The sequence below is a fragment of the Bradyrhizobium sp. MOS003 genome, assembly GCF_003020125.1.
Taxonomy (GTDB): domain Bacteria; phylum Pseudomonadota; class Alphaproteobacteria; order Rhizobiales; family Xanthobacteraceae; genus Bradyrhizobium.
In genome coordinates this window covers 507,517-532,466 of sequence record NZ_PYFW01000002.1, presented here as the reverse complement: position 1 = coordinate 532,466, position 24,950 = coordinate 507,517, and the positions used below count along the sequence as shown (strand labels likewise).

26 protein-coding genes are annotated in these 24,950 nt (G+C 65.5%); 16 read left to right on the top strand and 10 right to left on the bottom strand.

Annotated elements, in window-relative coordinates; genetic code table 11:
- Positions 1–6: 6 nt before the first annotated feature.
- From C7G42_RS12990 to C7G42_RS12975, 4 genes are all read right to left on the bottom strand, one after another.
- Positions 7–564: an HNH endonuclease gene (locus C7G42_RS12990; RefSeq protein ID WP_008142962.1), complete on the bottom strand. Its 558-nt coding sequence runs from the start codon at positions 562–564 to the stop codon at positions 7–9.
- Positions 565–778: 214 nt separating this feature from the next.
- Positions 779–1,756, bottom strand: coding sequence for a peptidyl-alpha-hydroxyglycine alpha-amidating lyase family protein (locus tag C7G42_RS12985; protein ID WP_106949348.1), 978 nt, complete (start codon positions 1,754–1,756; stop codon positions 779–781).
- A 48-nt stretch (positions 1,757–1,804) separates the two neighbouring features.
- Positions 1,805–3,580 carry a flavin-containing monooxygenase gene (locus C7G42_RS12980; RefSeq protein ID WP_106949347.1) on the bottom strand — a complete coding sequence of 592 codons (1,776 nt, stop codon included), beginning with the start codon at positions 3,578–3,580 and terminating at the stop codon, positions 1,805–1,807.
- Between the two features lie 129 nt (positions 3,581–3,709).
- On the bottom strand, positions 3,710–4,357 hold the full coding sequence (locus C7G42_RS12975; protein WP_106949346.1) for a DNA-3-methyladenine glycosylase family protein: 648 nt from the start codon (positions 4,355–4,357) through the stop codon (positions 3,710–3,712).
- A gap of 181 nt (positions 4,358–4,538) precedes the next feature.
- Between C7G42_RS12975 and gluQRS the strand changes: the two genes are divergently transcribed.
- Together gluQRS and C7G42_RS12965 are read left to right on the top strand one after the other, a co-directional pair.
- A complete protein-coding gene (gluQRS, locus tag C7G42_RS12970) occupies positions 4,539–5,408 on the top strand; it encodes a tRNA glutamyl-Q(34) synthetase GluQRS (protein ID WP_106949345.1) in 870 nt (289 codons plus the stop codon).
- Positions 5,409–5,511: 103 nt separating this feature from the next.
- Complete coding sequence (locus C7G42_RS12965; protein ID WP_106949344.1) at positions 5,512–6,786, top strand: ATP-binding protein; 1,275 nt, start codon at positions 5,512–5,514, stop codon at positions 6,784–6,786.
- Here C7G42_RS12965 and C7G42_RS12960 read toward each other — a convergent pair.
- Positions 6,713–7,606, bottom strand: a complete 894-nt coding sequence (locus C7G42_RS12960; RefSeq protein ID WP_106949343.1) for a YihY/virulence factor BrkB family protein — start codon at positions 7,604–7,606, stop codon at positions 6,713–6,715. The genes C7G42_RS12965 and C7G42_RS12960 overlap by 74 nt on opposite strands.
- Before the next feature lie 317 nt (positions 7,607–7,923).
- Here C7G42_RS12960 and C7G42_RS12955 point away from each other — a divergent pair, with 317 nt between their 5' ends.
- The 6 genes from C7G42_RS12955 (at position 7,924) to C7G42_RS12930 (ending at position 11,975) form a co-directional block, all read left to right on the top strand.
- Positions 7,924–8,118 carry a twin transmembrane helix small protein gene (locus tag C7G42_RS12955; RefSeq protein ID WP_106949342.1) on the top strand — a complete coding sequence of 65 codons (195 nt, stop codon included), beginning with the start codon at positions 7,924–7,926 and terminating at the stop codon, positions 8,116–8,118.
- Positions 8,119–8,120: 2 nt separating this feature from the next.
- The gene (locus C7G42_RS12950) at positions 8,121–8,693 is read left to right on the top strand and encodes a cob(I)yrinic acid a,c-diamide adenosyltransferase (protein ID WP_106949341.1); all 573 of its coding nucleotides are present in this window, start codon (positions 8,121–8,123) and stop codon (positions 8,691–8,693) included.
- Between the two features lie 126 nt (positions 8,694–8,819).
- Positions 8,820–9,569 (top strand): electron transfer flavoprotein subunit beta/FixA family protein, encoded by a 750-nt coding sequence (locus C7G42_RS12945; RefSeq protein WP_106949340.1) that lies wholly within the window; start codon positions 8,820–8,822, stop codon positions 9,567–9,569.
- On the top strand, positions 9,569–10,519 hold the full coding sequence (locus tag C7G42_RS12940; RefSeq protein WP_106949339.1) for an electron transfer flavoprotein subunit alpha/FixB family protein: 951 nt from the start codon (positions 9,569–9,571) through the stop codon (positions 10,517–10,519). Before C7G42_RS12945 ends, C7G42_RS12940 begins: the two co-directional genes overlap by 1 nt.
- A gap of 210 nt (positions 10,520–10,729) precedes the next feature.
- The gene (locus tag C7G42_RS12935) at positions 10,730–11,611 is read left to right on the top strand and encodes a 3-hydroxybutyryl-CoA dehydrogenase (protein WP_106949338.1); all 882 of its coding nucleotides are present in this window, start codon (positions 10,730–10,732) and stop codon (positions 11,609–11,611) included.
- Between the two features lie 169 nt (positions 11,612–11,780).
- Positions 11,781–11,975 (top strand): hypothetical protein, encoded by a 195-nt coding sequence (locus C7G42_RS12930; protein WP_094973271.1) that lies wholly within the window; start codon positions 11,781–11,783, stop codon positions 11,973–11,975.
- A 4-nt stretch (positions 11,976–11,979) separates the two neighbouring features.
- Here the strand turns inward: C7G42_RS12930 and tlpA are convergent, their stop codons facing one another.
- On the bottom strand, positions 11,980–12,645 hold the full coding sequence (gene tlpA / locus C7G42_RS12925) for a thiol:disulfide interchange protein TlpA (RefSeq protein WP_106949337.1): 666 nt from the start codon (positions 12,643–12,645) through the stop codon (positions 11,980–11,982).
- A 101-nt stretch (positions 12,646–12,746) separates the two neighbouring features.
- On the opposite strand from tlpA, the gene argH reads away from it, so the two are divergent.
- The 3 genes from argH (at position 12,747) to lysA (ending at position 15,823) form a co-directional block, all read left to right on the top strand.
- The gene (argH, locus tag C7G42_RS12920; RefSeq protein WP_106949336.1) at positions 12,747–14,144 is read left to right on the top strand and encodes an argininosuccinate lyase; all 1,398 of its coding nucleotides are present in this window, start codon (positions 12,747–12,749) and stop codon (positions 14,142–14,144) included.
- A 93-nt stretch (positions 14,145–14,237) separates the two neighbouring features.
- Positions 14,238–14,534 carry an LPS translocon maturation chaperone LptM gene (gene lptM / locus C7G42_RS12915; RefSeq protein ID WP_106949335.1) on the top strand — a complete coding sequence of 99 codons (297 nt, stop codon included), beginning with the start codon at positions 14,238–14,240 and terminating at the stop codon, positions 14,532–14,534.
- Positions 14,535–14,557: 23 nt separating this feature from the next.
- Complete coding sequence (gene lysA / locus C7G42_RS12910; protein ID WP_106949334.1) at positions 14,558–15,823, top strand: diaminopimelate decarboxylase; 1,266 nt, start codon at positions 14,558–14,560, stop codon at positions 15,821–15,823.
- Positions 15,824–16,014: 191 nt separating this feature from the next.
- On the opposite strand, the gene C7G42_RS12905 is transcribed toward lysA, so the two are convergent.
- Both C7G42_RS12905 and C7G42_RS12900 read right to left on the bottom strand, forming a co-directional pair.
- Positions 16,015–16,923, bottom strand: a complete 909-nt coding sequence (locus tag C7G42_RS12905) for an NAD(P)-dependent oxidoreductase (RefSeq protein WP_106949333.1) — start codon at positions 16,921–16,923, stop codon at positions 16,015–16,017.
- Between the two features lie 218 nt (positions 16,924–17,141).
- On the bottom strand, positions 17,142–17,525 hold the full coding sequence (locus tag C7G42_RS12900) for a carboxymuconolactone decarboxylase family protein (RefSeq protein ID WP_028134137.1): 384 nt from the start codon (positions 17,523–17,525) through the stop codon (positions 17,142–17,144).
- A 167-nt stretch (positions 17,526–17,692) separates the two neighbouring features.
- Between C7G42_RS12900 and C7G42_RS12895 the strand changes: the two genes are divergently transcribed.
- A complete protein-coding gene (locus C7G42_RS12895) occupies positions 17,693–19,630 on the top strand; it encodes a TIGR02302 family protein (protein ID WP_106949332.1) in 1,938 nt (645 codons plus the stop codon).
- Positions 19,618–20,772, top strand: coding sequence for a DUF4175 family protein (locus C7G42_RS12890; RefSeq protein ID WP_106949331.1), 1,155 nt, complete (start codon positions 19,618–19,620; stop codon positions 20,770–20,772). Before C7G42_RS12895 ends, C7G42_RS12890 begins: the two co-directional genes overlap by 13 nt.
- A 145-nt stretch (positions 20,773–20,917) precedes the next feature.
- Here the strand turns inward: C7G42_RS12890 and C7G42_RS12885 are convergent, their stop codons facing one another.
- Both C7G42_RS12885 and C7G42_RS12880 read right to left on the bottom strand, forming a co-directional pair.
- Positions 20,918–21,295, bottom strand: coding sequence for a response regulator (locus C7G42_RS12885; RefSeq protein ID WP_106949330.1), 378 nt, complete (start codon positions 21,293–21,295; stop codon positions 20,918–20,920).
- Between the two features lie 46 nt (positions 21,296–21,341).
- Positions 21,342–22,223 carry an MJ0042-type zinc finger domain-containing protein gene (locus tag C7G42_RS12880; RefSeq protein ID WP_106949329.1) on the bottom strand — a complete coding sequence of 294 codons (882 nt, stop codon included), beginning with the start codon at positions 22,221–22,223 and terminating at the stop codon, positions 21,342–21,344.
- A gap of 161 nt (positions 22,224–22,384) precedes the next feature.
- On the opposite strand from C7G42_RS12880, the gene ftsE reads away from it, so the two are divergent.
- The 3 genes from ftsE to C7G42_RS12865 all read left to right on the top strand — a co-directional run bounded on the left by ftsE (position 22,385) and on the right by C7G42_RS12865 (position 24,942).
- Positions 22,385–23,044, top strand: a complete 660-nt coding sequence (gene ftsE, locus C7G42_RS12875) for a cell division ATP-binding protein FtsE (RefSeq protein WP_063694655.1) — start codon at positions 22,385–22,387, stop codon at positions 23,042–23,044.
- On the top strand, positions 23,037–24,005 hold the full coding sequence (locus C7G42_RS12870; protein ID WP_106949328.1) for a cell division protein FtsX: 969 nt from the start codon (positions 23,037–23,039) through the stop codon (positions 24,003–24,005). Before ftsE ends, C7G42_RS12870 begins: the two co-directional genes overlap by 8 nt.
- Before the next feature lie 232 nt (positions 24,006–24,237).
- Positions 24,238–24,942 (top strand): YdcF family protein, encoded by a 705-nt coding sequence (locus C7G42_RS12865; RefSeq protein ID WP_106949327.1) that lies wholly within the window; start codon positions 24,238–24,240, stop codon positions 24,940–24,942.
- The last annotated feature ends 8 nt before the right edge of the window (positions 24,943–24,950 follow it).

Sequence of the window (24,950 nt, the reverse complement as noted above, 5' to 3'; positions counted from 1 at the left end):
CAGACCCTACGGATCCAGCTCCGTATCCCAGTACAGATAATCCAGCCAGCTATCGTGCAGATAGTTCGGCGGAAACAGGCGGCCGTTGCGGTGGAGCTGGTGCACGGTCGGCGCGAACGCGCTCTGGCGCGGAAACATCTTTGCCTGCGCGGGCGTCAGATTGCCCTTGCGCAAATTACACGGCGAGCACGCCGCGACCACGTTCTCCCAGGTGGTCTGGCCGCCTTTGCTGCGCGGGATGATGTGATCGAAGGTCAGGTCTTCGGGCGAGCCGCAATATTGGCAGGCGAAACGGTCGCGCAGGAAGACGTTGAACCGGGTGAAGGCCGGATGGGTGGTCGGCTTGACGAAGGATTTGAGCGAGACGACGCTCGGCAGCTGCATTTGCAGCGTGGGGCTGTGAACAGCCTGATCGTAATGCGCGACGATGTTGACGCGATCGAGGAACACCGCCTTGATCGCGTCCTGCCACGACCAAAGAGACAGCGGGTAGTAACTCAGCGGCCGGAAGTCCGCATTCAGCACCAACACCGGCCAACTGCCTTGCGAGACATGTGCGTTCAAGTAACGCTCCCGGCCTCCAATATACGCTGCGAAGCAGCATGTCCTGACATACTACATGCAGCGTGACGGGATTGTGAAGCCCGTTGAGCGACTTATTCAAGCGCAAGCAATGCGGCGCCGGGGTGGCGAAAGTGCTCAAAAAGCCGCGATTTTGGGAAGGTCAGCGTCTGGCGCGGAACTGCACTGACCGGCGGGTCGTGGCCCGCTGCGGCAGCTACTCCCGTACCCGCTCCAGCTTTTGCAAGCACCGCGTCGCGCGCACCGCGGCCGGCATCTCCTCGTCGGGAAAGCTGGTGTCCCAGTTGGTGACGCCGACCTCGCCGACATAGATATCGCCCTTCGAATCCAGCGCGATGCCGTGGGGCGCCAGGAATTTTCCGCTCGCTACGCCCGGCCCGTCCTCGCCGCCGAGGCGGGCGATGCGATTGCCCTTGGCGTCCACGATCGACAGCCGCGGGCCGAGATTGGGCACCTTGCGGTTGATGGCAAGGCCCGGGCCGAGCTCGCCGATGACGAAAGTCGGGCTCTTGGCCCCACCGCAACAGCACAGCGCGCAGGGCCGATGCAGATTGTTCCACTGCGTCTCGTATTTGCCGTTGCCGTCGAATATCTGGACGCGATGGTTCTCGCGGTCGGCGACGTAGACCCAGCCGTCGGCATCGGTCGCAATGTTGTGCACGATGTTGAACTGGCCCGGATCGGTGCCGGGCTCGCCCCAGCTCTTGAGCAGCTTGCCGTCCGGCGTGTACTTGTGCACACGCGCATTGCCATAGCCGTCGGAGACGTAGATCTCGCCCTTCGGCGACAGCGCGGTATGGGTGCAGCGATGGAAGGGCTCGCCGCTCATGAATGGCGCAGGCTTCTCGGGAATGCCGATCGTCAGCAGCACCTTGCCGTCGGTGGTGCATTTGCGCACGGTGTGGTCGCCGTCATCGGTGCAGTAGAGATTGTCGTCGGCGTCGATATGCAGGCCGTGCGCGCGCGAGAACAGCCCTTCGCCGAAGCTGCGCAGGAAATTACCGTCGCGGTCGAGCACCACCATCGGATGGGCGCCGCGATTGAAGACGTAGACGCGGTCCTTGCTGTCGACTGCGACGGAGGCGACGTCTGTGAGCTGCCAGCCTGCGGGCAGTTTCGCGAAGTTGTCGACGACGCGGTAGCGGTGCTCGCCGCTGCCGAGAATGGCTGGCATTGTGTTCCTTCCTCTCACTGTCTCTGTCGTGCTCGCAATGATGGAGCCTCAAGTGGCGCCCACCGCTCGCCCCAAAATCCCTTCCTCGATCGCCTTGATCTGCAGCGCGAGGTATTTCGAGTTGATGCGGCATTGCGCGAGGCTGCCGGCGATGAACCAGAGGCCGGGCTGCCGCGTGCGCGCATACATGTTGCGAAGCTCAACGCCGTCGCCAAAGCCCCAGATCGGGCCGACGCGGTCGGCGACGCCGTCACCAAACAGTTTTCGCACGAGATATTCCTGCGGCTTGTAGCCGGTTGAGAGCACGACGAGATCGGCCGCAATGGTGGTGCCGTCCTTCATCCGCGCACCGTCGGTTACGAAGCTCTCGATCTCGTCGAACTGCCTGAGCCTGATCGCGCCCTCGACGATCAAATTGGAGCAGCCGACGTTGAAATAATAGCCGCCGCCGCGGGTGAGGTATTTGAACTGCCAACCGGTGCCGGCCTCGCCGAAGTCGAGCTTGAAGCCGACGCGGGCAAGGCCTTCGAGCAACTCCTTGTCGAGCTGCTTCGACTGCTCCGTCAGCATCACATGCGTCTTCTTCGCCAGCGGCGTCGGCATCGAGGCCGCGATCAAATCGTTGTCCTCGAGCGTGCCTTCATTGTAGGTCGCATAAGCAAGCTGCGCCGACGGTTCGATATTTGTGACCAGCGTCGGAGAGCGTTGCACCAGCGTCACATCGGCGCCGCTGGAATGAAGATCCTGAGCGATGTCGTGACCGCTGTTGCCGGTGCCGATGACGATCGCGCGCTTGCCGGTCCAGCTCTCGCCGTCCTCGTAGCGGCTGGAATGCAGCAGCGTTCCCTTGAAATTGTCGAGGGTCGGAATATCGGGAATATTGGCGATGCCGCTGACGCCGGTTGCCATGACGACGTGACGCGGATGCAGGGTCCGCTGGCTGCCGTCGGCGCGTCGCAGGGTGACCGTCCAACGTCCGTTTGCCTCGTCGTAAGAGCCGCCCTCGAATTCGGTGCCGGTCCAGAAGTTCAACTCCATGGCCTCGACATAGGCTTCGAACCAATTGGCGAGCTTGTCCTTGGGGATATAGGTCGGCCAGTTCGGCGGGAACGGCATGTAGGGGAGGTGATTGACCTGCACCTGGTTGTGCAGGGTCAGCGCATGATAACGCTTGCGCCAATTGTCGCCGATTCTCGATTCGCGATCGACGATCAGCGCGTCGACCTGCAGCTGCTTCAGCCGTGCCGCGATCGCGAGCCCGGCCTGGCCGCCGCCGACCACCAGCACGGCCGGATCGCGATCGGCATAGTCGCGCGAGACGTTGCGCAGATCGAGCCAGTTCGGTCCGCGGAAATCGCGCGAATAGGCTTGGCCGCGCGGCCGCGACGTGCCTAGCTGTTCCTCGAAGCCTTTCAATTCGTCGAGCGCGGTGAGCAGCGTCCATGCCTTCAGACGGTCGCCGTCGGCGCTGTCGGGAATGAGCCGCAATATGCCGCTGCCGCGCCCGATTGCGGTTTCGAAATCGAAGATCGTTTCGATGGTGTTGGCGCCGGCACGCGTCACCCAACGCGGCGGCGCGCGGTTGAGCGCGATCCTGAAATTGGCCGGTGCCGCCTTCGGCCCGAGCGCGGCCAGGGCTTGCGCAATCGTTTCGCGGCCGGCGATCGTTTGCAGGTTCCAGCTCAGCGCCAGCACGTCGCGCCAGAAGCTGTCGGCCAGGAACAGGCGATCCAGCGTGGCGGGATCGGGCCTGCCCAGCGCGCGCTCGAATGCGTCGAGCCAGGCCTGGGCGCTGACGGATAGATCCTTAGTCTTGTCGAGCATGCGCGACCTCTTGGCCGTCTTTTGCGGCGTTTCCCGTGAGGTCAAACGGTATACCGGTTCGATGGTGGTCGAAAGCGCTTTACCCGGGCAGTGAGAGCATGTGGCCCTGCTCGGGCGGAATGCGCCGTGTCACGCCGGCAGCACGCCTTCGCGCTTCTTCACTGCGCGATAATAGCTCCACCACAAATGCGCCGCCGCACCGCGCAGCGGACGCCAGGGCTCGGCGAGCGGCGCCATCTGCTTTTCCGTCGGCCGCGCCGGAAGGCCGAGGCCGATCTTGATTGCCTCCTGCACGGCGAGGTCGCCGGCGGGCCAGGCATCGCCATGGCCGAGGCAGAACAGCAGATAGACGTCCGCGGTCCAGGGGCCGATGCCGGGCAGCGCGATCAGCGTGTGATGCGCCGCATCGGCGTCTTCTTCGGCGAGCACGTCGAGGTTCAGCCGCTCCGCGCCGATCTCGCGCGCGAGATGTTTCAGGGTCTTGATCTTGGCGACCGACAGGCCGAGTCGCCCCAGCCGGTCGGTGCGGGCCTGGCGCACCGCGTCGTGGTCGAACGGATCGAAGGCGGTCGACAATCGTCCCCAGATCGCCGCGGCGCTTGCGGTCGAGAGCTGCTGGCCGCAGACGATGTGGGCAAGGCCCGCAAAACCCGGCTCGCGCCGCCGCAGCGCCGGCATGCCCGCGATCTCGAACACGGGTTTGAGGCGCGGGTCGCGCTTGATCAACGCGTGAACGGCCTCTTCGAGATCGGACTGGGTTTCGAGGTGGATGGTCATGGTCACTCAACTTCTCATGCGCGGGCTTGCCGTCTCTGCTAAGGCTCCGCCGGCCCAATACCGCGAAGCCCGCCGAAGCCTTCGGCGTAGGCGGGACCCGCGCATCCATCTCCTATCGTAACAGAGTCGTGGATGATGGATTGCCGGGTCAAGCCCGGCAATGACGAGGTCCCTGAAACCGATGCCACCCGTTTTCCGATTTGCCCCCAGCCCCAACGGCCATTTGCATCTCGGCCACGCCTATTCGGCGCTGCTGAATTTCGACCGCGCGCGCGAGACCGGCGGCCGGCTGCTGTTGCGGATCGAGGACATCGACACGACGCGCTGCCGGCCGGAATTCGAGGCGGCGATCTACGAGGATCTGGCCTGGCTCGGGACCAGCTGGGAGATGCCGGTGCGGCGGCAGTCCGAGCATCTCGCCGACTATCGCACCGCGCTGGACAAGCTGTCGGCGCTGAGTCTCGTCTATCCCGCCTTCGAAAGCCGCACTGAGATCGCAAGGCTCGTTTCCGCGCGCGAGGCCGATGGCCCATGGCCACGTGATCCCGACGGCGCACCGCTCTATCCCGGCGAGTGCAAATCGCTGCCGGGCGACGCGCGGGCGCGTCTGATCGCTTCAGGCGTACCTTACGCGCTGCGGCTCGACATGGCGGCCGCCTGTCAGCGCGTCGCCGGCCTGACTTGGAGGGAACTCGGCGAAGAGCACGGCGGCGAGGGCGGCATCGTCCCGGCGCGACCGGAGGCCTGGGGCGATGTGATCCTGGCCCGCAAGGAGACGCCGACCAGCTACCATCTGTCTGTTGTCGTCGACGACGCGCTCCAGGGTGTCAGCGAGATCGTGCGGGGCCAGGATTTGTTCCACGCCACCGCCGTCCACCGCCTGCTCCAGGTCCTGCTCGGCCTGCCCGAACCCGCCTACCGGCATCACCGGCTGATTTGCGACGGCGAGGGGCGGAAGCTGTCGAAATCGAGCCGCTCGACCGGTCTGCGGGAGTTACGCGCCGCCGGGGCCTCGCCCGTGAGCATCCGTGCCTTGGTGGGATTAGGTTAGATTTCTCTGGGGTTTAGCTAAACGCCGCCGTGACTCCGAGGGTTCCGCCGTGCCATGCTTGCTGATGGCCCGGGGTTCGAAGGGGACACTTCGAAGGGGATTTATGGCGGCGAAGAAGAGCCCAGCGCGCACCACGCGGACGTCCAGGCGACCGCCTCGGAAGCGGCCCGGGCCGGCCGCCCCGGTGCGCAAGCGCAGCACCAAGGCGGTCGCGCCGGACGTGGTCCAGGCGGCGCTCGCCGCCTTTGCCCATGAGGTCCGTACCCCTCTGACCGGCATCCTGGCGATCAGCGATCTGCTCGCGACCTCCGATCTTGGCGAACGGGAGCGGCGCTGGGCCGACACCATCAAGGCCGGCGCCGAGCATCTGGCGAACCTCGCCACCCTGTTCGTCGACGCCGCCAGAACCGGCAAGGGGGCCGGCAAGGGAGCTGGCAAGGCCGGAAGTACGCTGCGGCAGGACCTGTTCAACCTCGGGACACTCGCCCGCACCGCCGGCGATTCACTCGCCGGCCGCGCCGCCGCCAAGGGTCTCCAGGCCCAGGTCGGGATTTCCGACAAGCTCCCCGGCCTCGTGGTCGGCGATCCCGTCCGCCTGCGCGCCGCGCTCGAGAACCTGATCGACAATGCTGTGAAGTTCACCGACCAGGGCGGCGTGGCGCTCGAAGTCGCACCCTGGCGCCCCGTCAAGGGTAAGGCGAAGGGCAGGGTCGGCGTCGCCTTTGCGGTGTCCGACAGTGGCATCGGCCTGACCATGGCCGAGATCAAGCGGCTGTTCCGCCCGTTCACCCAGGCCAATGTCACCATCGCCTCGCGCTTCGGCGGTGCCGGCTTAGGGCTGTCCTCGGTCAAGCAATTGGCGCGCGCGATGGGCGGCGACATCACCGTCGCACTGCGCCGCGGCGGCGGCGCCACATTTACGTTGACGGTGTCGCTTGACGCGGCGGCCCCCGGCAAATCCCGCAGGTCAAAGGGCGATACGGAGGCAGATGCGGCCGCCGCGCTACGCGTTCTCAGCGTCGAGGACAATCCGTTCGGCCGCGTCGTGCTCAATACGATTCTGACCGAGCTCGGCCATCATGCCGAGTTCATCGGGCGCGGCGAGGACGCCGTCGGCCGACTGGCGCAAGGCGCGTTCGACGCGGTGCTGATGGACATGGTGCTGCCCGGCATCGACGGCGTCGAGGCCATTCGGCGCATCCGCACCATGGAGGCGCCGCTGGCCCGGATCCCGATCATCGGGGTGTCCGGCCGCGGCGAGGACGAAGCGGCCTCGCGCGAGGCCGGCGCCGACGCCTTCCTGCTCAAGCCTGTGTCTCCGCGGGCGCTAGCGACTGCGCTGCTTGAAGCGACACGCCGTGAGGAAGCCGCGACTTGATGATCGCGGCGTTGAGCTCGCCGCCGTAAACGAAAATCGCGGCGATAAAGTACAAAAACACCAGCGCGATGATCACCGAGGCGAGCCCCGCATACATCGTCACGTAGTTGTTGGCGAAGCGCGCCAGATATTGTCCGAACACGATGCCTGATATCAGCGACGCCACGATGGTGAAGACGATGCCGGGCAGGATCTGGACGAAGCTGCGCCGTCCTGCCGGCAGCCAGGCGTGCAGGATCAGCAGCGCCACCACCAGCGCGCCGATGGTGATGCCATAGCGGATGCCGGTCAAAATCCGCTCGTTGGACTCCACGAACAGCGGAATGTGGCTGCGCGCAGCTTCGATCAACAGAGGGCCGAGCACGATCAGGAACGCCATGGCGAGCGCGGTGAAGGCCGCGACCAGCGTGTAGCCGATCGATTCCAGCCGCAGCCAGTACCAGCGCCGCATCTCCACCACCGCATAGGCGCGGTTGAGCGCGACCCTGAGCGCCTCGACGCCGTTGGAGGCGAAATAGACCGAAAGCGCCGCGCCGACGGTGAGCACGCCGGTGCGGGTCGTGGTCAGAACGTCATGCACCTCGCCCGAGATCGAATCGGCGACCTGCTTGGGCCAGACCTGGAGCATCAGGCTAGCGGCCTGGTCGGCGAGTTCCTTGGAGCCGAAGAAGCCAGCGAGCGAGGTCAGCACGATCAGGAACGGGAACAGCGCCATCAGCGTCGACAGCGCGATGTGGCTCGCGATCGCCCAGCCGTCGTCGGCCAGGAACGTGTAGAACGCGTCCATCGCGACGTCGTAGATGGTGCGGATCGCTTTCACGTGGCACCTACACCGCTGCTCTCTTCCCCGGCAGGTAGGGAGAGAGCAGGAGAACAGGCAATGGGCGCAAATCGGAAATCATTGCGCTACCATCTGATATTATTGCCCCAAAAGCCAGTTCGCGAAGCGCCCTGCTGTCATTCCGGGGCGCGCGCAGCGCGAGCTATGATGCGCAATTGCGCATCTGAGAATCCATTTCACCACAATATGGGGGGCCCGATGGATTCCGGGCTCGATGCTTCGCATCGCCCCGGAACGACGCCGAAGGCTGCCGCGGCACCTTGGCGGACCGGCGCCCACGGTGTTATCACCCCCCAATGGCATCTCTCCTGAGTACTTTCATCCTGCCGGTGGCAGCCGGCGCCGTGGCGTTGGTGCTGCTGCTCGGGCTCATCAACATGATGCGCGGCGGTTCGCCCAACACCTCGCAGAAGCTGATGCGCTGGCGCGTGCTGCTTCAATTCGTGGCGATCGTCGTCGCGATGCTCGCGGTCTGGGCGATGGGGCGGTAATCATGGTCGTGCTCAATCGCATCTACACCAAGACCGGTGACGACGGCACGACGGCGCTCGGAACCGGCGAGCGGCGTCCGAAATACGATCTACGCATCGAGGCCTACGGCACTGTCGACGAGACCAACGCCGCGATCGGCGTGGTCAGGCTCCATACCGCAGACATGCCGGATCTCGATGCGATGCTCGGCCGCATCCAGAACGATCTGTTCGACCTCGGCGCCGACCTCGCGGTGCCGGAACGCGAAGGCAAAGCCGAGCGGCTGCGGGTGGTGGCGAGCCAAGTCGAACGGCTCGAGCGTGACATCGATGCGCTCAACGACAAGCTCGCGCCGCTGACCTCCTTCGTGCTTCCGGGCGGCACGCCGGCCGCGGCCCATCTCCACGTGGCGCGTACGATATGCCGCAGGGCGGAACGGGTGGTCGTGGAACTGGCGGCCCGACCCGGCGAACAGGTCGGTGCGGCTGGCATCCAATATATGAACCGCCTGTCGGACTTCCTGTTCGTGGCCAGCCGAGCGGCCAACGGGCAAGGCGCCGGTGACGTGCTCTGGGTTCCGGGCCAGAACCGCTGACCCATCGAACTCTCGCATTTCAAAGGGCTAAAATTAGGCCCGTTCGCGCGTTGACCGGGGCAGATCAGGCCTTTAGGTTCCGCGCCAGTTGATAACCCCCCTCCCAAATTGAGTGAAAGAGGATCGATGAAGGTTCTTGTGCCGGTAAAGCGGGTGGTCGATTACAACGTCAAGGTCCGCGTCAAGAGCGATGGATCGGGCGTTGAACTCGCCAACGTCAAGATGTCGATGAACCCGTTCGACGAGATCGCGGTCGAGGAAGCGCTGCGCCTGAAGGAAGCCGGCAAGGCGACTGAAGTCGTGGTGGTCTCCATTGGACCCGCGCAGGCGTCGGAGACGATCCGCACGGGTCTTGCCATGGGCGCCGATCGCGGCATCCTGGTGAAAGCGGACGGCGCGGTCGAGCCGCTCGCGGTCGCCAAGATCCTGAAGAAGGTTGCGGACGAAGAGCAGCCCGGCCTGATCATTCTCGGCAAGCAGGCGATCGACGACGACAGCAATCAGACCGGCCAGATGCTGGCCGCGCTGCTCGGCTGGTCGCAGGCGACGTTTGCCTCGAAGCTCGAGGTCGAAGGTTCTGACTTCAAGGTCACCCGCGAAGTCGATGGCGGCCTGCAGACCGTGAAATTGAAGGGACCAACGATCGTCACCACCGATCTGCGTCTCAACGAGCCGCGCTATGCCTCGCTGCCGAACATCATGAAGGCCAAGAAGAAGCCGATCGCCGAGAAGGCCGTCGCCGATTACGGCGTCGACGTCGCTCCGCGTCTCGAAATCGTCAAGACGACGGAGCCGGCCGGCCGCAAGGCGGGCGTCAAGGTCAAGGACGTCGCCGAGCTGGTGTCGAAACTCAAGAACGAAGCCGGGGTGCTCTGATGACGACGCTGCTGATTGCCGAACACGAACACGACGTCCTCAAGGACTCCACCAACAAGGCGCTCACTGCGGCTTCGCAGCTCGGCGGCGACGTCCACGTGCTGGTCGCGGGCGGCGGGCAGGGCACCAAGGCTGCGGCCGAGGCGGCCGCGAAGCTCGCTGGTGTCGCCAAGGTGCTGGTCGCCGAAGGCGACCTTTACGCACACGATCTCGCCGAGCCGCTGGCCGCGCTGATCGTCTCGCTGGCCTCGGGCTACGATGCGATCGTCGCGCCCGCGACCTCGCGCTTCAAAAACGTGATGCCGCGCGTGGCCGCCCTGCTCGACGTCATGCAGGTTTCGGAGATCATCAAGGTTGTCGCCCCCGACACCTATGAGCGTCCGATCTATGCCGGCAACGCCATCCAGACGGTGAAGTCGAAGGACGCCAAGAAGGTCATCACGGTCCGCACCTCCACCTTCGCCGCAGCCGGCGAGGGTGGCAGCGCACCGGTCGAGACCGTCGCGGCGGCGGCCGATCCGGCCCTGTCGTCCTTCATCGGCGAGGAGGTCGCCAAGAGCGACCGTCCCGAGCTGACCTCGGCCAAGATCATCGTCTCCGGTGGCCGCGCCATGCAGAGCCGCGAGAATTTTGCCAAGTACATCGAGCCGCTCGCTGACAAGCTTGGGGCCGGTGTCGGTGCCTCGCGCGCGGCGGTGGACGCCGGCTATGCGCCGAACGACTGGCAGGTCGGCCAGACCGGCAAGGTGGTGGCCCCCGAGCTCTATGTCGCCATCGGCATTTCCGGCGCGATCCAGCATCTGGCCGGCATGAAGGACTCCAAGGTGATCGTCGCGATCAACAAGGACGAGGACGCGCCGATCTTCCAGGTTGCCGATTACGGCCTGGTCGCCGATCTCTACCAGGCGGTTCCGGAGCTGACGGCCGAACTCGGCAAGCTCGGCAAGTAAAACACGTCGAAAACACCGGCCGGAGGGATAAACTCCGGCCGGTGTTTCATTTCTGAGGCGTTTTCTTTGGCGTGGGGCACGCCGGGGAGGCGATCCAATCTAGGTTTCGAGCCCGGGTTCTGATTAAATCAAGCTTCTGATCAAATCAGACCTCCCGGCTCGGGGGATAGGCAGGCGCGCGTGTCGCGCGCCGTTCCGGTGGATGACATTATGGCGGCAGTGATCAAGAAGGTCGGCGTGATCGGCGCGGGGCAGATGGGCAACGGCATCGCGCATGTCGCGGCGCTGGCCGGCTTCGACGTGGTGCTCAACGACGTCTCGTCCGACCGTCTCAAGTCGGGCATGGCCACCATCAATGGCAATCTGGCGCGCCAGGTCTCCAAGAAGGGCGTCACCGAGGACGACAAGGCCAAGGCGATCGCCCGTATTTCGCTCGCCGAGAAGCTCGACGGTCTCGCCGACTGCGATCTCGTGATCGAGACTGCGATCGAGAAGGAAGAGGTCAAGCGCAAGATCTTCCACGAGCTCTGCGCGGTGTTGAAGCCCGAGGCGATCGTCGCCTCCGACACGTCCTCGATCTCGATCACCCGGCTCGCCGCCGCCACCGACCGGCCCGAGCGCTTCATCGGCATCCACTTCATGAATCCGGTGCCGCTGATGGAGCTGGTGGAGCTGATCCGCGGCATCGCCACGGATGACGCCACCTTCGAGGCATCCAAGGAATTCGTCGCCAAGCTCGGCAAGCAGGTCGCGGTCTCCGAGGATTTTCCGGCCTTCATCGTCAACCGCATCCTGCTGCCGATGATCAACGAGGCGATCTACACGCTGTATGAAGGCGTCGGCAATGTCGAGGCGATCGACGCGGCGATGAAGCTCGGCGCCCACCATCCGATGGGCCCGCTGGAGCTCGCCGATTTCATCGGCCTCGATACCTGCCTCTCGATCATGCAGGTGCTGCATGAGGGGCTTGCCGATTCCAAATACCGCCCGTGTCCGCTGCTGGTGAAATACGTCGAGGCCGGGTGGCTCGGTCGCAAGACCCAGCGCGGGTTCTACGACTACCGCGGCGCCAAGCCGGTTCCGACGAGGTAAGTCTCTCTCGTGCCCCGGACACAGTGCAGCGCGTTAGCGGTGCGTCACTGCGTGCCGCGCCGCGTCCGGGACACGGGCAGCGCTTAATCTACGTGCCTCCGCACCCGTGACAATTCATGTCGCGTTAACCCATCCGCCCTAGGCTGCGCCCTGTAAAAGGGTTCACGTAATGGACATGATGGCAATGGTCAGCACCATGCTGGCCGCTCAGCAAGGCGCGCTGCAGTCGAACATCTCGGCGACGCTGGCCAAACAGAACGCGGATATGGAGAAATCCACCGTCCTGACGCTGATGGGTGCCGGTCAGCCCTCGCTCGCCAATGTCGGTGCCGGCGTCGGCGGCAATCTCAACGTGACGGCCTGAACTTCTAAAGCGCTGCGGCGGCTTTGCCCGTCGCGGCCCGGATCAGCTTGAGCGCGTCCTCGCTCGCCCATTCCGCCGGCCCCGCGATCGTCGCGATCTCACAGCCTTGCGGATCGACCAGCACCGAGGTCGGCATGCCCAAGGCTCGGCCTGTCGCCTTAAGATCCTGGAAAACCTTGGCTTTCTGATCGTTGAAGTAGCCGAGCCTGGTCAGATTGGCCTCTTTCAGGAAGGTCTTCGGCTTCTCCGGGTCGCGGGTGTCGATATTGATCGCCACCACCTCGAAGTTCGGGCCCGACAGCTTGCCCTGGAGCTCGTCCAGCGCCGGCATTTCCTTCCGGCACGGCACGCACCAGGTGGCCCAGAGGTTCACCAGCAGCGTCTTGCCGCGGAAATCGGACAGCTTTTTCGGCTTGCCGTCGGAATCCTCGAAGGTGAGGTCGGGCAGCTTGAGGGGCGCGCTCGCCATGGTCAGCGCCGCCAGCTCGCCGTGGGCGAGGGGGGCGATCTTTTGCGCCGTCGCCACCGCCGGCTTGCAGGTCGGATCGCCCGACGGCGAACGGCTCAGGCCCAGCAAGTACAGCGCGGCGAAGCCGGCCAGCCCTCCTATCGCCACCGTGGCGATGACGAGGGGGACCCGGCGCGTGGCGGAGGGCTTCTTGTCGAGCATATCGTTTGTCATCCGGTCGCAGATATGGCTATCAGGGGCCTCTTAGTACGGCTGACGGCGGCCGGCAAACGTGCGGCAAATCAAGGCGTGAGCAGGGGATCATGAGCAACAAGATGTGGGGCGGCCGGTTCTCGGAACGTCCCGACCAGATCATGGAAGAGATCAACGTCTCCATCGACGTCGATCGTCACCTGTTCGCCCAGGACATTGCCGCGTCCAAGGCCCACGCTGCGATGCTTGCCAGCCAGGGCATCATCACGGGCTCTGATGCGAAAAATATCGGCAAGGGTCTAGACACGATTTTGTCAGAGATCGGCAAGGGCGGCTTCGAGTTCAAGCGCGCACTCGAGGACATTCACATGAATGTCGAGAGCCGCTTGACCGAGCTGATAGGCCCCGCCGCCGGCCGCCTGCACACCGCGCGCTCGCGCAACGACCAGGTCGCGACCGATTTCCGTCTCTATGTCCGTGATGTCCTCGACGAGACCGACGCGGCGCTGGCCGCGTTCCAGGCCGCGCTGGTCAATCGCGCGCTGGAGCATGCCGCAACCGTGATGCCGGGCTTCACCCACCTGCAGACCGCGCAGCCCGTGACCTTCGGCCATCATCTGCTCGCCTATGTCGAGATGGCCGCGCGCGACCGCGGCCGCTTCCAGGACGCGCGCAAGCGGCTGAACGAATCCCCGCTCGGCGCCGCCGCGCTCGCCGGCACCTCGTTCCCGATCGACCGCCACGCCACCGCCAAGGCGCTCGGCTTCGACCGCCCGATGGCCAACTCGCTCGACGCCGTCTCCGACCGCGACTTCGTGCTGGAGACGCTGTCGGCGGCCTCGATCTGCGCCGTGCACATGTCGCGCTTTGCCGAGGAGATCGTGATCTGGACCTCGCCGCTGGTCGGCCTGATCCGGCTCAGCGACAAGTTCACCACGGGATCCTCGATCATGCCGCAGAAGCGCAATCCGGATGCCGCCGAGCTGGTGCGCGCCAAGACCGGCCGCATCATCGGCGCACTTAATGGTCTCCTGATCGTGATGAAAGGCCTGCCGCTCGCCTATCAAAAGGACATGCAGGAGGACAAGCAGGGCGCCATGGAGGGCTTCGCTGCGCTGTCGCTGGCGATCCGCGCCATGACCGGCATGGTCCGCGACCTCGAGCCCGACGAGGCCCGGATGAAGGCGGCTGCGGGAGAGGGCTATGCCACCGCGACCGACCTCGCCGACTGGCTGGTGCGCACCCTGAAAATGCCGTTCCGCGAGGCCCATCACGTCACCGGCCGCATCGTCGCCAAGGCTGCCGAGGGCGGCGTCGCGCTGCACGAGCTACCGCTCAAGGAGATGCAGGCAATCGAACCAAAAATCACCAAGGACGTGCTCGGCGTGCTCTCGGTCGAATCGTCGGTGAAGAGCCGGACGAGCTTCGGCGGCACCGCGCCGAAGAACGTGGCGTCGCAGGCGAAGGCTTGGGCGAAGCGGCTGGAAAAAGAGCGAAAATTGGGCTGAGGGCAAAATTTCGCTTATGTTTCATGGTCATCCGGCTCTCGCCAGCGAGCGCCAATCTCTGTATGGTGCGGCCCGCGTAGTGGGGATTTCGTCGTGACGTCAAAGTTTCGCCCGGCCAGCTCGGGGTGGGCCATCATTGTCTTGAGCCTGACGGCGCTTGCGCTGGCCGGCTGCGGCCGCAAGGGCCCACTGGATCTGCCGCCGACGGCCTCCAGCGCGTCCACGGCCAATGTCGCAGCTCCAACCGACACCGAGACCGCAGCCCAGAAGTCGTCGAGCATGTTCAATCCCACCTCATCAGGTGCGGATGCCGCGCCCGCGGCGGCCAGGGGCAGCAAGAAACCGTTCATTCTCGATCCGCTCTTGGACGAACCTCCCGGCAAGAGATAAGCCGGGACAACCGAGCCTGCGCCATGAATCATTTCGACTATCGCAACGGCGTGCTGCACGCCGAGGCGGTGAATTTGTCCGAGCTGGCCGCGACCGTCGGCACGCCGTTCTATTGCTATTCGACCGCGACGCTGGAGCGGCACTATCGCGTCTTCACCGAGGCCTTCGCCGGCGAGAAGGTGCTGGTGTGCTACGCCATGAAGGCGAATTCCAACCAGTCGGTGCTGCGCACGCTGGCCAAGCTCGGCGCCGGTGCTGACGTGGTCTCCGGCGGTGAGTTGAAGCGCGCGCTGGCGGCCGGCATTCCCGCCAGCAAGATCGTCTTTTCCGGCGTCGGCAAGACGGAAGCAGAGCTGCGCGCGGCGCTCTCCGCCGACATCCTCTGTCTCAACGTCGAATCCGAGCCGGAGCTCGAACTGCTGTCGCGCCTGGCCACCGAGACCGGCAAGACCGCGCGGATCTCGTTGCGCGTCAATCCTGATGTCGACGCCGGCACCCACGCCAAGATCTCGACCGGCAAGTCCGAGAACAAGTTCGGCATCCCGATCGTGCATGCCCGCGAGGTCTATGCCCGCGCCGCGAAGTTGCCGGGCATCGAGGTAACCGGCACCGATGTGCATATCGGCAGCCAGATCACCGACCTTTCCGGCATGGAGACGGCGTTCCGCATCCTCTCCGAGTTCGTGCAGACGCTGCGCGCCGACGGCCACGATATCCGTCATGTCGATTTCGGCGGCGGCCTCGGCATCCCCTATTACATGGACCGCGAGGCGCCGCCGGCACCGGCCGCCTATGCCGCCATGGTCAAGCGCGTCAGCCACAATCTCGGCTGCACGCTGATGTTCGAGCCGGGCCGCATGATCGTCGGCAATGCCGGCATCCTGGTCGCCAGGGTGATCTATGTGAAGCACGGCGACGGCAAGAACTTCGTGATCATCGACGCGGCGATGAACGATTTGATCCGCCCGACCCTGTACGAGGCGCATCACGACATCCTGCCGGTGAAACAACCCGCCAGGGACGCCGCGACAATCCGGGCCGATGTCGTCGGCCCGGTCTGCGAGACCGGCGACTATCTCGCGCTCGACCGCACGCTGCCGACGCCTGCGCCCGGCGATCTCATCGCCATCATGACTGCGGGCGCCTACGGCGCGGTGCAGGCCGGGACCTACAATACGCGAGCGCTGGTGCCGGAGGTGCTGGTGAAGGACGACCAGTACGCCGTCGTGCGCCCGCGTATCGAGGTCGAGCAGCTCATTGCGATGGATAAGCCTGCACCGTGGCTGTGAGTGCGTGAGAGGGCGGTAAGGCGGTTCAACAATTTGGGTGTCGTCCCCGCGAAGGCGGGGACCCATAACCCCAGGAAGTAGTTGTCGCACGAAGCTGGCAACTCCGAGTCTTCGTCCCACATCTTGCTGTGGCTATGGGTCCCGGGCTCGCGCTGCGCGCGCCCCGGGACGACGAGCAGCGTGCGGGGCGGCTACTTCCCCGCCAATCCGGCCTTCGTTCCTTCCACCACCACGCCCGCCTTCTTCTCGATCGGCTTGATCGCCGCGGTGAAATCGGACTCGGCGCCTTCCGCAGCTATCACGGTCTCCCACAGCCGTCCGACCGCGTCGGCGACCTCCATCGACAGGCCGAGCTGCTTCATCTCCTCCAGCGCCAGCCGCACGTCCTTCACCATCAGCCCCGTGGCGAAGCCGAAATCGAAGCTGCGCGGCAGCACCGCGCGCGGAAACTTGTCGCGGCTCGCGGTGTTCATGCCCGAGCCGGCATTGATGACGTCGATCATCACGGCGGGATCGAGCCCGGCTTTCACGCCCATCACCACGGCTTCCGACGTCGCCACGATCGCGGTGGCCGACAGGAAATTGTTGGCAAGCTTCATGGTCTGGGCCGCGCCAGGCTTCTCGCCGATGAAGAACACTTTTCCGATCACGTCGAGGGCCGGCTTGAGCAGCTCGAAGTCCGCCTTCGGTCCGGAAACCATCACCGCCAGCGTGCCCTTCTCGGCGCCGCCGACGCCGCCGGAGACGGGGCAGTCGATCTGCACGATGTTGCGTTCGGCGAGCAGGCCGTGAATCTTCTTGGCCATCGCCGAGCCGACGGTGGAGAGATCGATGAAGCGCTTTGCGCGGCTACCCGCGATCACGCCGTTCGCTCCCGTAGCGACGTCGAGCGAGGCCTGCAGCGAGGGCAGGCTCGCCATCACGGTCTCGACCTTGTCGGCAACGTCCTTCGGCGATGTCGCCGCCGTCGCGCCGAGCGCCACGAGCTTGTCCGTGACCTCCTTGCGCGTGTCGAACACGACGAGCTTGTGTCCCGCCTCGATCAACCGCCGCGCCATCGGGAAACCCATGTTTCCGAGGCCGATGAATCCGATGTCCATGGTGTTTCCTTCTTTTCTTCATTCTTGTGAGAGATGCTTGATCGACCCGCGGTGTCGTCCCGGGGCATCGCGAAGCGATGAGCCGGGATCCATAACCCCAGGGAGAAGTCGTTGCGCGAAGGCGGTCACTCCGAGTCCCGCTAACCACGTCTTCCTGTGGTTATGGATCCCGGGCTCGCGCTTCGCGCGCCCCGGGATGACGGAGGAGACCGCCCCGCTCACGCCTTGCCGTCGATCTCCGCAAACACTTCGCGCGCGATGCGGAAACTGTCGACTGCGGCGGGCATGCCGCCATAGATCGCGACCTGCATCAGGATCTCGCGGATCTCCTCGCGGGTCACGCCGTTGGTCAGCGCGCCCTTCAGATGCGCGCGAAACTCGTGCTGGCGGTTCAGGATCGCGATCATGGCGATGTTGAGCATGCTGCGGGTCTTGCGCGGCAGCTCCTCGCGGCCCCACACCGTGCCCCAGCAATATTCGTTCAGCATCTCCTGGAACGGGCGGTTGAAATCGTCGACGTTCTTCAGGGCGTTGTTGACATAGGCTTCGCCCAGCACCGCTTTGCGGACTTCCAGGCCCTTGTCGTGCATCTTCTTGTCCATGGCGTTTCCTCTCGTCTCCCTCGGATGGCGGCGCGGAAATTACGGGGTTGTGCGGGGCCAGTCACGTCCTCGTGTTATGCGGGAAAAGGGGTGTCTCCCGTACCGGAACGGATGCCTCAGTGCTGCCGTTGTGATAGGCTTCTCTCCCGGGCAACCTGGAGAGTTGATTGAACGGCGTCACCCCCGACCCGTCAGACCCGATCCGCAACAGTGACGCTCTGTCGCGGCTGAAGCTGGCGCAGGCCCTCGATCGGGCCATTTATGCCATCGCGTGGGAGCGTGCCTGGCCGAATTTGGCGCGGCTTCTGACCGTTGTCGGCCTGTTCCTGGTGGTGTCCTGGGCGGGACTCTGGTTGGCGCTGCCATTCGTCGCCCGTGCCGTCGGTCTCGTCGTTTTCGCCGGCATCGCAATTGCCGTCCTGTTTCCCTTGATTCGCTTCCGCTGGCCGAGCCGCGAGGAGGCGCTGGCCCGGCTCGATCGTGGCTCCGGCATCCGTCACCGCCCGGCCACGACGCTGACGGACACGCTGACCTCGCAGGATCCGGTCGCACAGGCACTGTGGCAGGCGCAGCGCGAGCGTACGCTGGCCTCGCTCAAGCGCATCCGCGCCGGCCTGCCGCATCCGCGGCTGGCGCTGCATGATCCCTGGGCGCTGCGCGCGCTGGTCATGGTGATGCTGGTTGCGACCTTCTTCGCCGCCGGCGACGAGCGCGGAATGCGGCTCGGGGCCGCTTTCGACTGGAACGGCGTGCTGGCGCCGGCCGATGTTCGCGTCGATGCCTGGGTTACCCCGCCGCTCTACACTGGCAAGCCGCCGGTCATCCTTTCGGCTGCCAACAAGGAGGCCGCGGCGCTGCCGGCTTCCGGCCCGCTGGCCGTTCCGGCAGGCTCGACCCTGATCGTGCGCTCCTCCGGCGGCAGTCTGGATGTCGTCGTCTCCGGCGGCCTCAAGGAGGCCGCCCCCGCGGAAGCCGCGCCCAAGGGCACCAACGAGAAGCATTTCACCATCACTGCTGACGGCACCGCGCATGTCCGCGCGCCCTCCGGCCAGCCGCAATGGGCCTTTGCGGCCACGCCGGACCATGCGCCGACGATCGCGCTCGCCAAGGATCCCGAGCGCCAGGCGCGCGGCGGGCTGCAGCTCTCCTACAAGATCGAGGACGATTACGGCGTCACCGGCGCGGATGCGCAGATTGCCCTGCGCCCCGCTGACGCCAAAGACGCCAGCAAGGATTCCGACGGCAAGGCTGCGCCGCGACCCTTGTTCCAGCCGCCGCAATTCCCGCTCGTGCTGCCGAACGCGCGTACCCGCAACGGCGTCGGCCAGACGGTGAAGGACCTCAGCGAGGACCCCTATGCCGGCGCCGACGTCACGCTGACGCTCACCGCCAAGGACGAGGCCGGCAACGAGGCCAGGAGCGAACCCTTCAACATGCGCCTGCCCGAGCGTCTGTTCACCAACTCGCTTGCGCGTGCGCTGATCGAGCAGCGCCGCATTCTCGCGCTCGACGCCAACAGGAACTCGGACGTCTACACTGCGCTCGACGCACTGATGATCGCGCCCGAATTGTTCACGCCGGATGCCGGCTGCTATCTCGGCCTCCGGAGTCTTTCGACCCAGCTTGAGGCTGCCCGTACCGACGATGCGCTGCGCAACGTGGTGGCGAGCATGTGGGCCTTCGCGACCACCATCGAGGACGACGGTGTCGCCGGCAGCGTCAATGCGGCGCTGCGCTCGGCGCAGGACGCGCTCAAGGCGGCGCTGGAACGCGGCGCCAGCGAGGACGAACTCAGGGTGCTGACGCAGAAGCTGCGCGAGGCCATGGCCGGCAAGGTGCGTGATCTCGCCCGCCGCGCCGAGCAGAATCCACTTGGTGCCCGGCAGCCGTTCCCCGCGGAGGTCCAGCTCATCCTCGACAAGGCAGTCGAGTTGCGACAAAAGACCCAGAAGGCGACGCCCGAGCAGCTCGCGGATCTTGCGCAGCAGCAGGACGTGTTGCGCGAGCAGCTTCAGGCCTATCGGAAGTCGGCGAACAGCCGTGCCAACAAGGCGGGAGACGACAAGACCAACCAGTTCACGCGGGACCGGAAATGCGGAAGCTAGCACGCGCGCCAGTCTTGAAGGCGATGTCGATCGCCTGCCTCGCCCTGCTGTTGGGCGGCGTTTGGCCGGCCGCTGCCCAGCTGGATCAGGATCCCGATGCGCTGCTCGACAGCGCGGAAAAGGCGATGCAGGAGTCCGGCGACAGCCTCCGGCAGAAGGAATCCGGCAAGAGCCTGGGCAACCAGTCCGACGCCATCCAGAAGCTCGAGGAGTACAAGCGGGCGACGGAACGGAGCCAATCCTCCAGCCGTGATCGCAACGTCATTACCCAGCGCGATCTCGATGACCTCCTGCGGCAGATCGAGAAGGCGGCGCGCGAGGGCAATAAAGAGGCGGCCCAGCGCCTGCTCGAGCAGCTCGCGCAGATCATGGAAAATCTCCAGATGGCGCAGCCCGGGCAATCCGGCGAGAGCGAAATGGAGCAGGCGCTGAACGAGCTCAGCGACATGATCCGCAAGCAGCAGCAATTGCGCGACAAGACTTTCAAGCAGGGCCAGGATTCCCGGCGTGACCGCTCGCGCGGCAAGCAGCAGGGCGACCAATCGATGTCGGACCTGCAGCAGGATCAGCAATCACTGCGTGACCGCTTGAAGAAGCTGCAGGACGAACTCGCCAAGCGCGGCCTCGCGCAAAAGGGACAAAAAGGCCAGAAGGGTCAGCAGGGTCAACAGGGTCAGAAAGGCCAGCAGGGCGATCCGGGCCAGAGCGGCGATCAGGACGGCGATCAGGGAGATGACGACGGCAGCCTGGACGACGCCGACGGTGCCATGGGCGATGCCGGCTCGAAGCTCGGCGACGGCAATGCCGATGGCGCCGTGGATTCGCAAGGCAAGGCCCTCGACGCCATGCGCAAGGGCGCGCAGAAAATGGCCGAGGCGATGCAGCAGGGCGATGGCGACGGGCAGGGCGATGGTCCCGGCAATCGGGCCGGCCGTCAGCAAAGCGGCGGCAATCAGACCGATCCGCTGGGCCGCCCGCTCCACGGCCGCGACCTCAGCGACGACTACACCGTCAAGATCCCGGGCGAGATCGACGCCCAGCGCGTCCGCCGCATCCTCGAAGAGCTCCGTCGCCGCTTAGGGGACAGCTCGCGCCCGCAGATCGAGCTCGATTACATCGAGCGGCTGCTGAAGGATTTTTGAGTCGGACGCCACAGGCTCACTGTCATCGCCCGACTTGATCGGGCGATCCAGTACTCCCAGACAGTCGTGATTCTATCGATAGGCTGCGGCGTACTGGATGCCCCGCCTTCGCGGGGCTGACAGCAGTACATGTGGCTAGTGTCGCCTACGACCCCTTCTTCGCCGCCAGCGCGTCCGCCACCGCCGTGCGGATATCGGCGATCGAGAACGGTTTCGTCACGACGTCGTGCACCAGCGCATTGAGGTTCGAGGCGCGCTCGCGCTGGTCGGCAAAGCCGGTCATCAGCAGGATGGTCAAATCAGGAAAATCGCGCGCGGCGGAGAGCGCCAGCGCGATGCCGTCCATCACGGGCATCTGGATGTCGGTGAGGAGCAGGTCGAACGCGCCGTCCTCGCGGGTCAGGATCTCGAGCGCTTCGGCGCCGTCCTGCGCGGTGACCGTTTCGTGCCCGTCCATGGCAATGGCGCGCGCCACCAGCGTGCGCATCGAATCCTCGTCGTCGGCGATCAGGATCTTCGGCATGGGATCAACCTTCGGATCAGCTCCCGGGCGGCACTGGGCGGCGCGATTATACGCTGCCGCCGGCAATGTCGCGCCGGTTGAAGAAGCGAACGTCGATATTGCGGCCTTCCGGCGGCGGCGAGGCGAGGCGGGAGCGGAAGACGGCGCGCTCGCCGGGCCGCAGCACGGTCTGCTCCAGCACCGTATTCCAGGCGTAGATCTCCGCGCCTTGCCCGTCGCGGACGGCAAAGCGCAGCCGTGGAATGTCGAGCGGCTTCTTACCCTCGCCGACGATCACGCCCTCGATCACCAGCACCTGCTTACCGTCCACGGTCTCGCTGGACAGCTTCACGTCTCTGAAGGTGAGGCCCCGCAGGTTCACCTCAAGCCCGACCATCTTGTAGAAGGCGGCGGTCTGCGGCAGCAGCCGCACCATGTCGCCGCGCCAGATCACCAGCGCCAGCACCAGCGCGCCCATGGCGGCGCAGGCGGTCGGCAGGCCGAAATAAGATTTTTTGGGCGCAGCGGTGGTGACCGGACGGCTGACCCGTGCGCCGCGGCGGGGGAACAGGCTACGGAACCAGGACTGGTGCTGCGCGCCGACGACCTCCTCCTCGGCTTCCCGGGCCGCCGCCGACCACTCGTCCTCGGTTTCACTGGGAGCCTCTTCCTCGGGCCAGTCGCTGGCGATCGACGGGCTGTCGACGACAGGTGCATCAGTGGCGCCGTCGTCCTTGGCGTAGGAGTTCCACTGCTCGGCAAGGTCGGCCTGGTCGTCGGCCTGGCTGGCCGTGGCCATGGCCGGGACGGATGCCTCCTCGATGGCATCCTCGGCGTGGGCGATCCAGGTCTCCTTGCAGCGGGAACAGCGGACCGCCCGTCCGTTCGCCCCAAGGCTCGCGAGCTTGATGGCGTAGGATGTCATACAATGGGGGCAGACGATATGCATGGACGAGCCTCGACGATGACCCAGTCGCGCCGAACCGGGCACCCTGGATGCTACAAGGCGACCGTTAACGAACCGGAAACCATAACGGCGGCAAAACCCGTTGATCGCGTATGGCGGAGCGCAGCCATGCGACCCGCGCCCCCTCTCGAACGGAGCTGAACTTGGTTCGGTTCGAAAATGTCGGATTGCGTTACGGTCTGGGGCCGGAGATCCTGCGCGACCTCAGCTTCCAGATCCCGGCGCATTCGTTCCAGTTCCTCACCGGCCCCTCCGGTGCGGGCAAGACTTCGCTGCTGCGCCTCTTGTTCCTGTCGCACCGGCCGACGCGGGGCCTCGTCAATCTGTTCGGCCACGACATCTCACAGCTCGGCAAGGACGAGATCGCCGATCTGCGCAAGCGCATCGGAATCGTGCTGCAGGATTTCCGCCTGCTCGATCACATGACGACCTACGAGAACGTGGCGCTGCCGTTCCGCGTCATGGGCCGCAGCGAGTCGAGCTATCGCAAGGAGGTGATCGATCTGTTGCGCTGGGTCGGGCTTGGCGAGCGCATGGACGCGCTGCCGCCGATCCTGTCGGGCGGTGAGAAGCAGCGCGCGGCGATCGCGCGCGCCGTGATCTCGCGGCCGCAACTGCTGCTCGCGGACGAGCCGACCGGCAGCGTCGATCCGACGCTCGGACGCCGCCTGCTGCGGCTCTTCATCGAGCTCAACAAATCCGGCACCGCCGTCATCATCGCGACTCACGACATCGGCCTGATGGATCAGTACGAGGCCCGCCGTCTCGTGCTGCATCAGGGACGGTTGCACGTCTATGAATAGGACCGACGAGCGCGGCGTGTTGGTCGACCTCGGACAGGAGCGTCCGCAGCTTCCGGCCAACGCGCGCAACATGTCGCCGATCGTGCCGCGCGCCTCGATCCAGGGCCGCGCGCTGGTCGCCGTCGTCGCCATCATGACCTTCCTGGCGTCGATGACCACGGGCACGGTGCTGCTGGTGAGTGCCTCCGCCGCGGAATGGCAGTCGGACGTCTCGAGCGAGATCACCATCCAGGTTCGCCCGCAGGCCGGCCGCGATCTCGATCGCGACACAGCGGCGGTGACGGAAGCGATGCGCGCGCAAGCCGGAATCGTCGAGGTCAAGCCGTTCAGCAAGGAGGAGAGCGGCAAGCTGCTCGAGCCCTGGCTCGGCACCGGGTTGTCGATGGACGATCTTCCGGTGCCGCGCATGATCATCGCGCGCGTGCAACCCGGCACGCCGCTCGATCTCGGCGTCCTGCGCGCGCGCGTGAGCCAAGTCGCGCCAAGTGCCAGCGTCGATGATCATCGCGCCTGGATCGAGCGGATGCGCTCGATGACAAACGCCACCGTGCTCGCCGGCCTCGGTATCCTTGCGCTGGTCATTATCGCCACCATCATCTCGGTCTCGTTCGCGACCCGCGGCGCCATGGCGGCGAACCGTCCGATCGTCGAGGTGCTGCATTTCGTCGGCGCCGGCGACCGCTACATCGCCAATCATTTCCTGCGCCATTTCCTCAGGCTGGGCCTGGAGGGCGGCGTGATCGGCGGCGGTGCCGCGATGCTGGTGTTCGGCTTCTCCGAGTCGATCGCCGGCTGGTTTTCCGGTACCCCCGTCGGCGACCAGTTCGCCGCGCTGCTCGGCACCTTCTCGTTGCGGCCGTCCGGTTACATCGTGCTCGTGGTCCAGGCCGTGCTGATTGGCGCGATCACCGCGGTGGCCTCACGCCAGACCCTTTTCGCGACGCTGAATGATGTGGATTGAGTGCAATTTTCTTCCTTCTCCCCTTGTGGGAGAAGGTGGCGCGGAGCGCCGGATGAGGGGTTCTCTCCGCGTGCTCAGTGCAACAGGATCATTCGCGGAGAGAACCCCTCACTCGTCTCGCCGCTAAGCGGCGAGCCACCCTCTCCCACAAGGGGAGAGGGTGAAGAAACCGGACTCCACTTCGCCTCAAAACGTTTTAAAATCAACCCAGGGAAGGGTTCACTGACATCACATGACCTCGCCGACCGACGATCGATCGCCGAACCTGCCACGCGGCTGGCTGCGCGCGGCATTGGTGTCGACGATTGCGTTCGCCTTTGTCGGGGCTGCGGCGGGCTTCATCGCGTTCCTGTCGCAATTGCGCGGCGCCGAGATCGCCCCAAGCCGGAAGGCAGACGGGATCGTGGTCCTGACCGGCGGTTCCTCGCGGGTGTCGGATGCGATGGAGCTGCTTGCTTCCGGCTACGGCAGGCGGCTGCTGATCTCCGGCGTGCATCCGACATCGACGGCAAGCGACATCTCCCGAACGCTGCCGGAGAACCAGTCCTTCATGACCTGTTGCGTCGATCTCGACCGCACCGCGCTTTCGACCCGCGGCAATGCGGCGGAGGCGCGGCGCTGGGCCGAGGGCCGCCGGTTCAAGTCGCTGATCGTAGTCACCTCGAACTATCACATGCCGCGCGCGCTGGTGGAATTCTCGCACGCGATGCCACAGACGACGCTGATCCCGTTCGCGGTGGTCGGCGACAAATGGCGCGAGGAGCCGTGGTGGACCTCGGCGTCCACCTTGCGGCTGCTGCTGTCGGAATATGTCAAGTACATCGCGGCCGAGCTCAGGGTGCGGCTGGAGGATTTCGGGATTGACCTTTCGCCCGAGATGTCGGAGCAGCCTGCAGGTCAGCAAGTGAGGCGGCCCGCCACCGCACAGGCCAATTGACCGGCAAT

What these genes read in the sequence shown, in the direction of transcription:
- tlpA (WP_106949337.1), bottom strand. Translation starts at nt 12,645, where the DNA reads ATGCTCGACAAGAAGCCCTCCGCCACGCGCCGGGTCCCCCTCGTCATC.
- argH (WP_106949336.1), top strand. Translation starts at nt 12,747, where the DNA reads ATGAGCAACAAGATGTGGGGCGGCCGGTTCTCGGAACGTCCCGACCAG.
- C7G42_RS12905 (WP_106949333.1), bottom strand. Translation starts at nt 16,923, where the DNA reads ATGGACATCGGATTCATCGGCCTCGGAAACATGGGTTTCCCGATGGCG.
- C7G42_RS12940 (WP_106949339.1), top strand. Translation starts at nt 9,569, where the DNA reads ATGACGACGCTGCTGATTGCCGAACACGAACACGACGTCCTCAAGGAC.
- C7G42_RS12890 (WP_106949331.1), top strand. Translation starts at nt 19,618, where the DNA reads ATGCGGAAGCTAGCACGCGCGCCAGTCTTGAAGGCGATGTCGATCGCC.
- C7G42_RS12885 (WP_106949330.1), bottom strand. Translation starts at nt 21,295, where the DNA reads ATGCCGAAGATCCTGATCGCCGACGACGAGGATTCGATGCGCACGCTG.
- C7G42_RS12865 (WP_106949327.1), top strand. Translation starts at nt 24,238, where the DNA reads ATGACCTCGCCGACCGACGATCGATCGCCGAACCTGCCACGCGGCTGG.
- lysA (WP_106949334.1), top strand. Translation starts at nt 14,558, where the DNA reads ATGAATCATTTCGACTATCGCAACGGCGTGCTGCACGCCGAGGCGGTG.
- C7G42_RS12880 (WP_106949329.1), bottom strand. Translation starts at nt 22,223, where the DNA reads ATGCATATCGTCTGCCCCCATTGTATGACATCCTACGCCATCAAGCTC.
- C7G42_RS12870 (WP_106949328.1), top strand. Translation starts at nt 23,037, where the DNA reads ATGAATAGGACCGACGAGCGCGGCGTGTTGGTCGACCTCGGACAGGAG.
- C7G42_RS12945 (WP_106949340.1), top strand. Translation starts at nt 8,820, where the DNA reads ATGAAGGTTCTTGTGCCGGTAAAGCGGGTGGTCGATTACAACGTCAAG.
- C7G42_RS12980 (WP_106949347.1), bottom strand. Translation starts at nt 3,580, where the DNA reads ATGCTCGACAAGACTAAGGATCTATCCGTCAGCGCCCAGGCCTGGCTC.
- gluQRS (WP_106949345.1), top strand. Translation starts at nt 4,539, where the DNA reads ATGCCACCCGTTTTCCGATTTGCCCCCAGCCCCAACGGCCATTTGCAT.
- C7G42_RS12975 (WP_106949346.1), bottom strand. Translation starts at nt 4,357, where the DNA reads ATGACCATCCACCTCGAAACCCAGTCCGATCTCGAAGAGGCCGTTCAC.
- C7G42_RS12935 (WP_106949338.1), top strand. Translation starts at nt 10,730, where the DNA reads ATGGCGGCAGTGATCAAGAAGGTCGGCGTGATCGGCGCGGGGCAGATG.
- C7G42_RS12930 (WP_094973271.1), top strand. Translation starts at nt 11,781, where the DNA reads ATGGACATGATGGCAATGGTCAGCACCATGCTGGCCGCTCAGCAAGGC.
- C7G42_RS12900 (WP_028134137.1), bottom strand. Translation starts at nt 17,525, where the DNA reads ATGGACAAGAAGATGCACGACAAGGGCCTGGAAGTCCGCAAAGCGGTG.
- C7G42_RS12955 (WP_106949342.1), top strand. Translation starts at nt 7,924, where the DNA reads ATGGCATCTCTCCTGAGTACTTTCATCCTGCCGGTGGCAGCCGGCGCC.
- C7G42_RS12965 (WP_106949344.1), top strand. Translation starts at nt 5,512, where the DNA reads ATGGCGGCGAAGAAGAGCCCAGCGCGCACCACGCGGACGTCCAGGCGA.
- C7G42_RS12950 (WP_106949341.1), top strand. Translation starts at nt 8,121, where the DNA reads ATGGTCGTGCTCAATCGCATCTACACCAAGACCGGTGACGACGGCACG.
- C7G42_RS12985 (WP_106949348.1), bottom strand. Translation starts at nt 1,756, where the DNA reads ATGCCAGCCATTCTCGGCAGCGGCGAGCACCGCTACCGCGTCGTCGAC.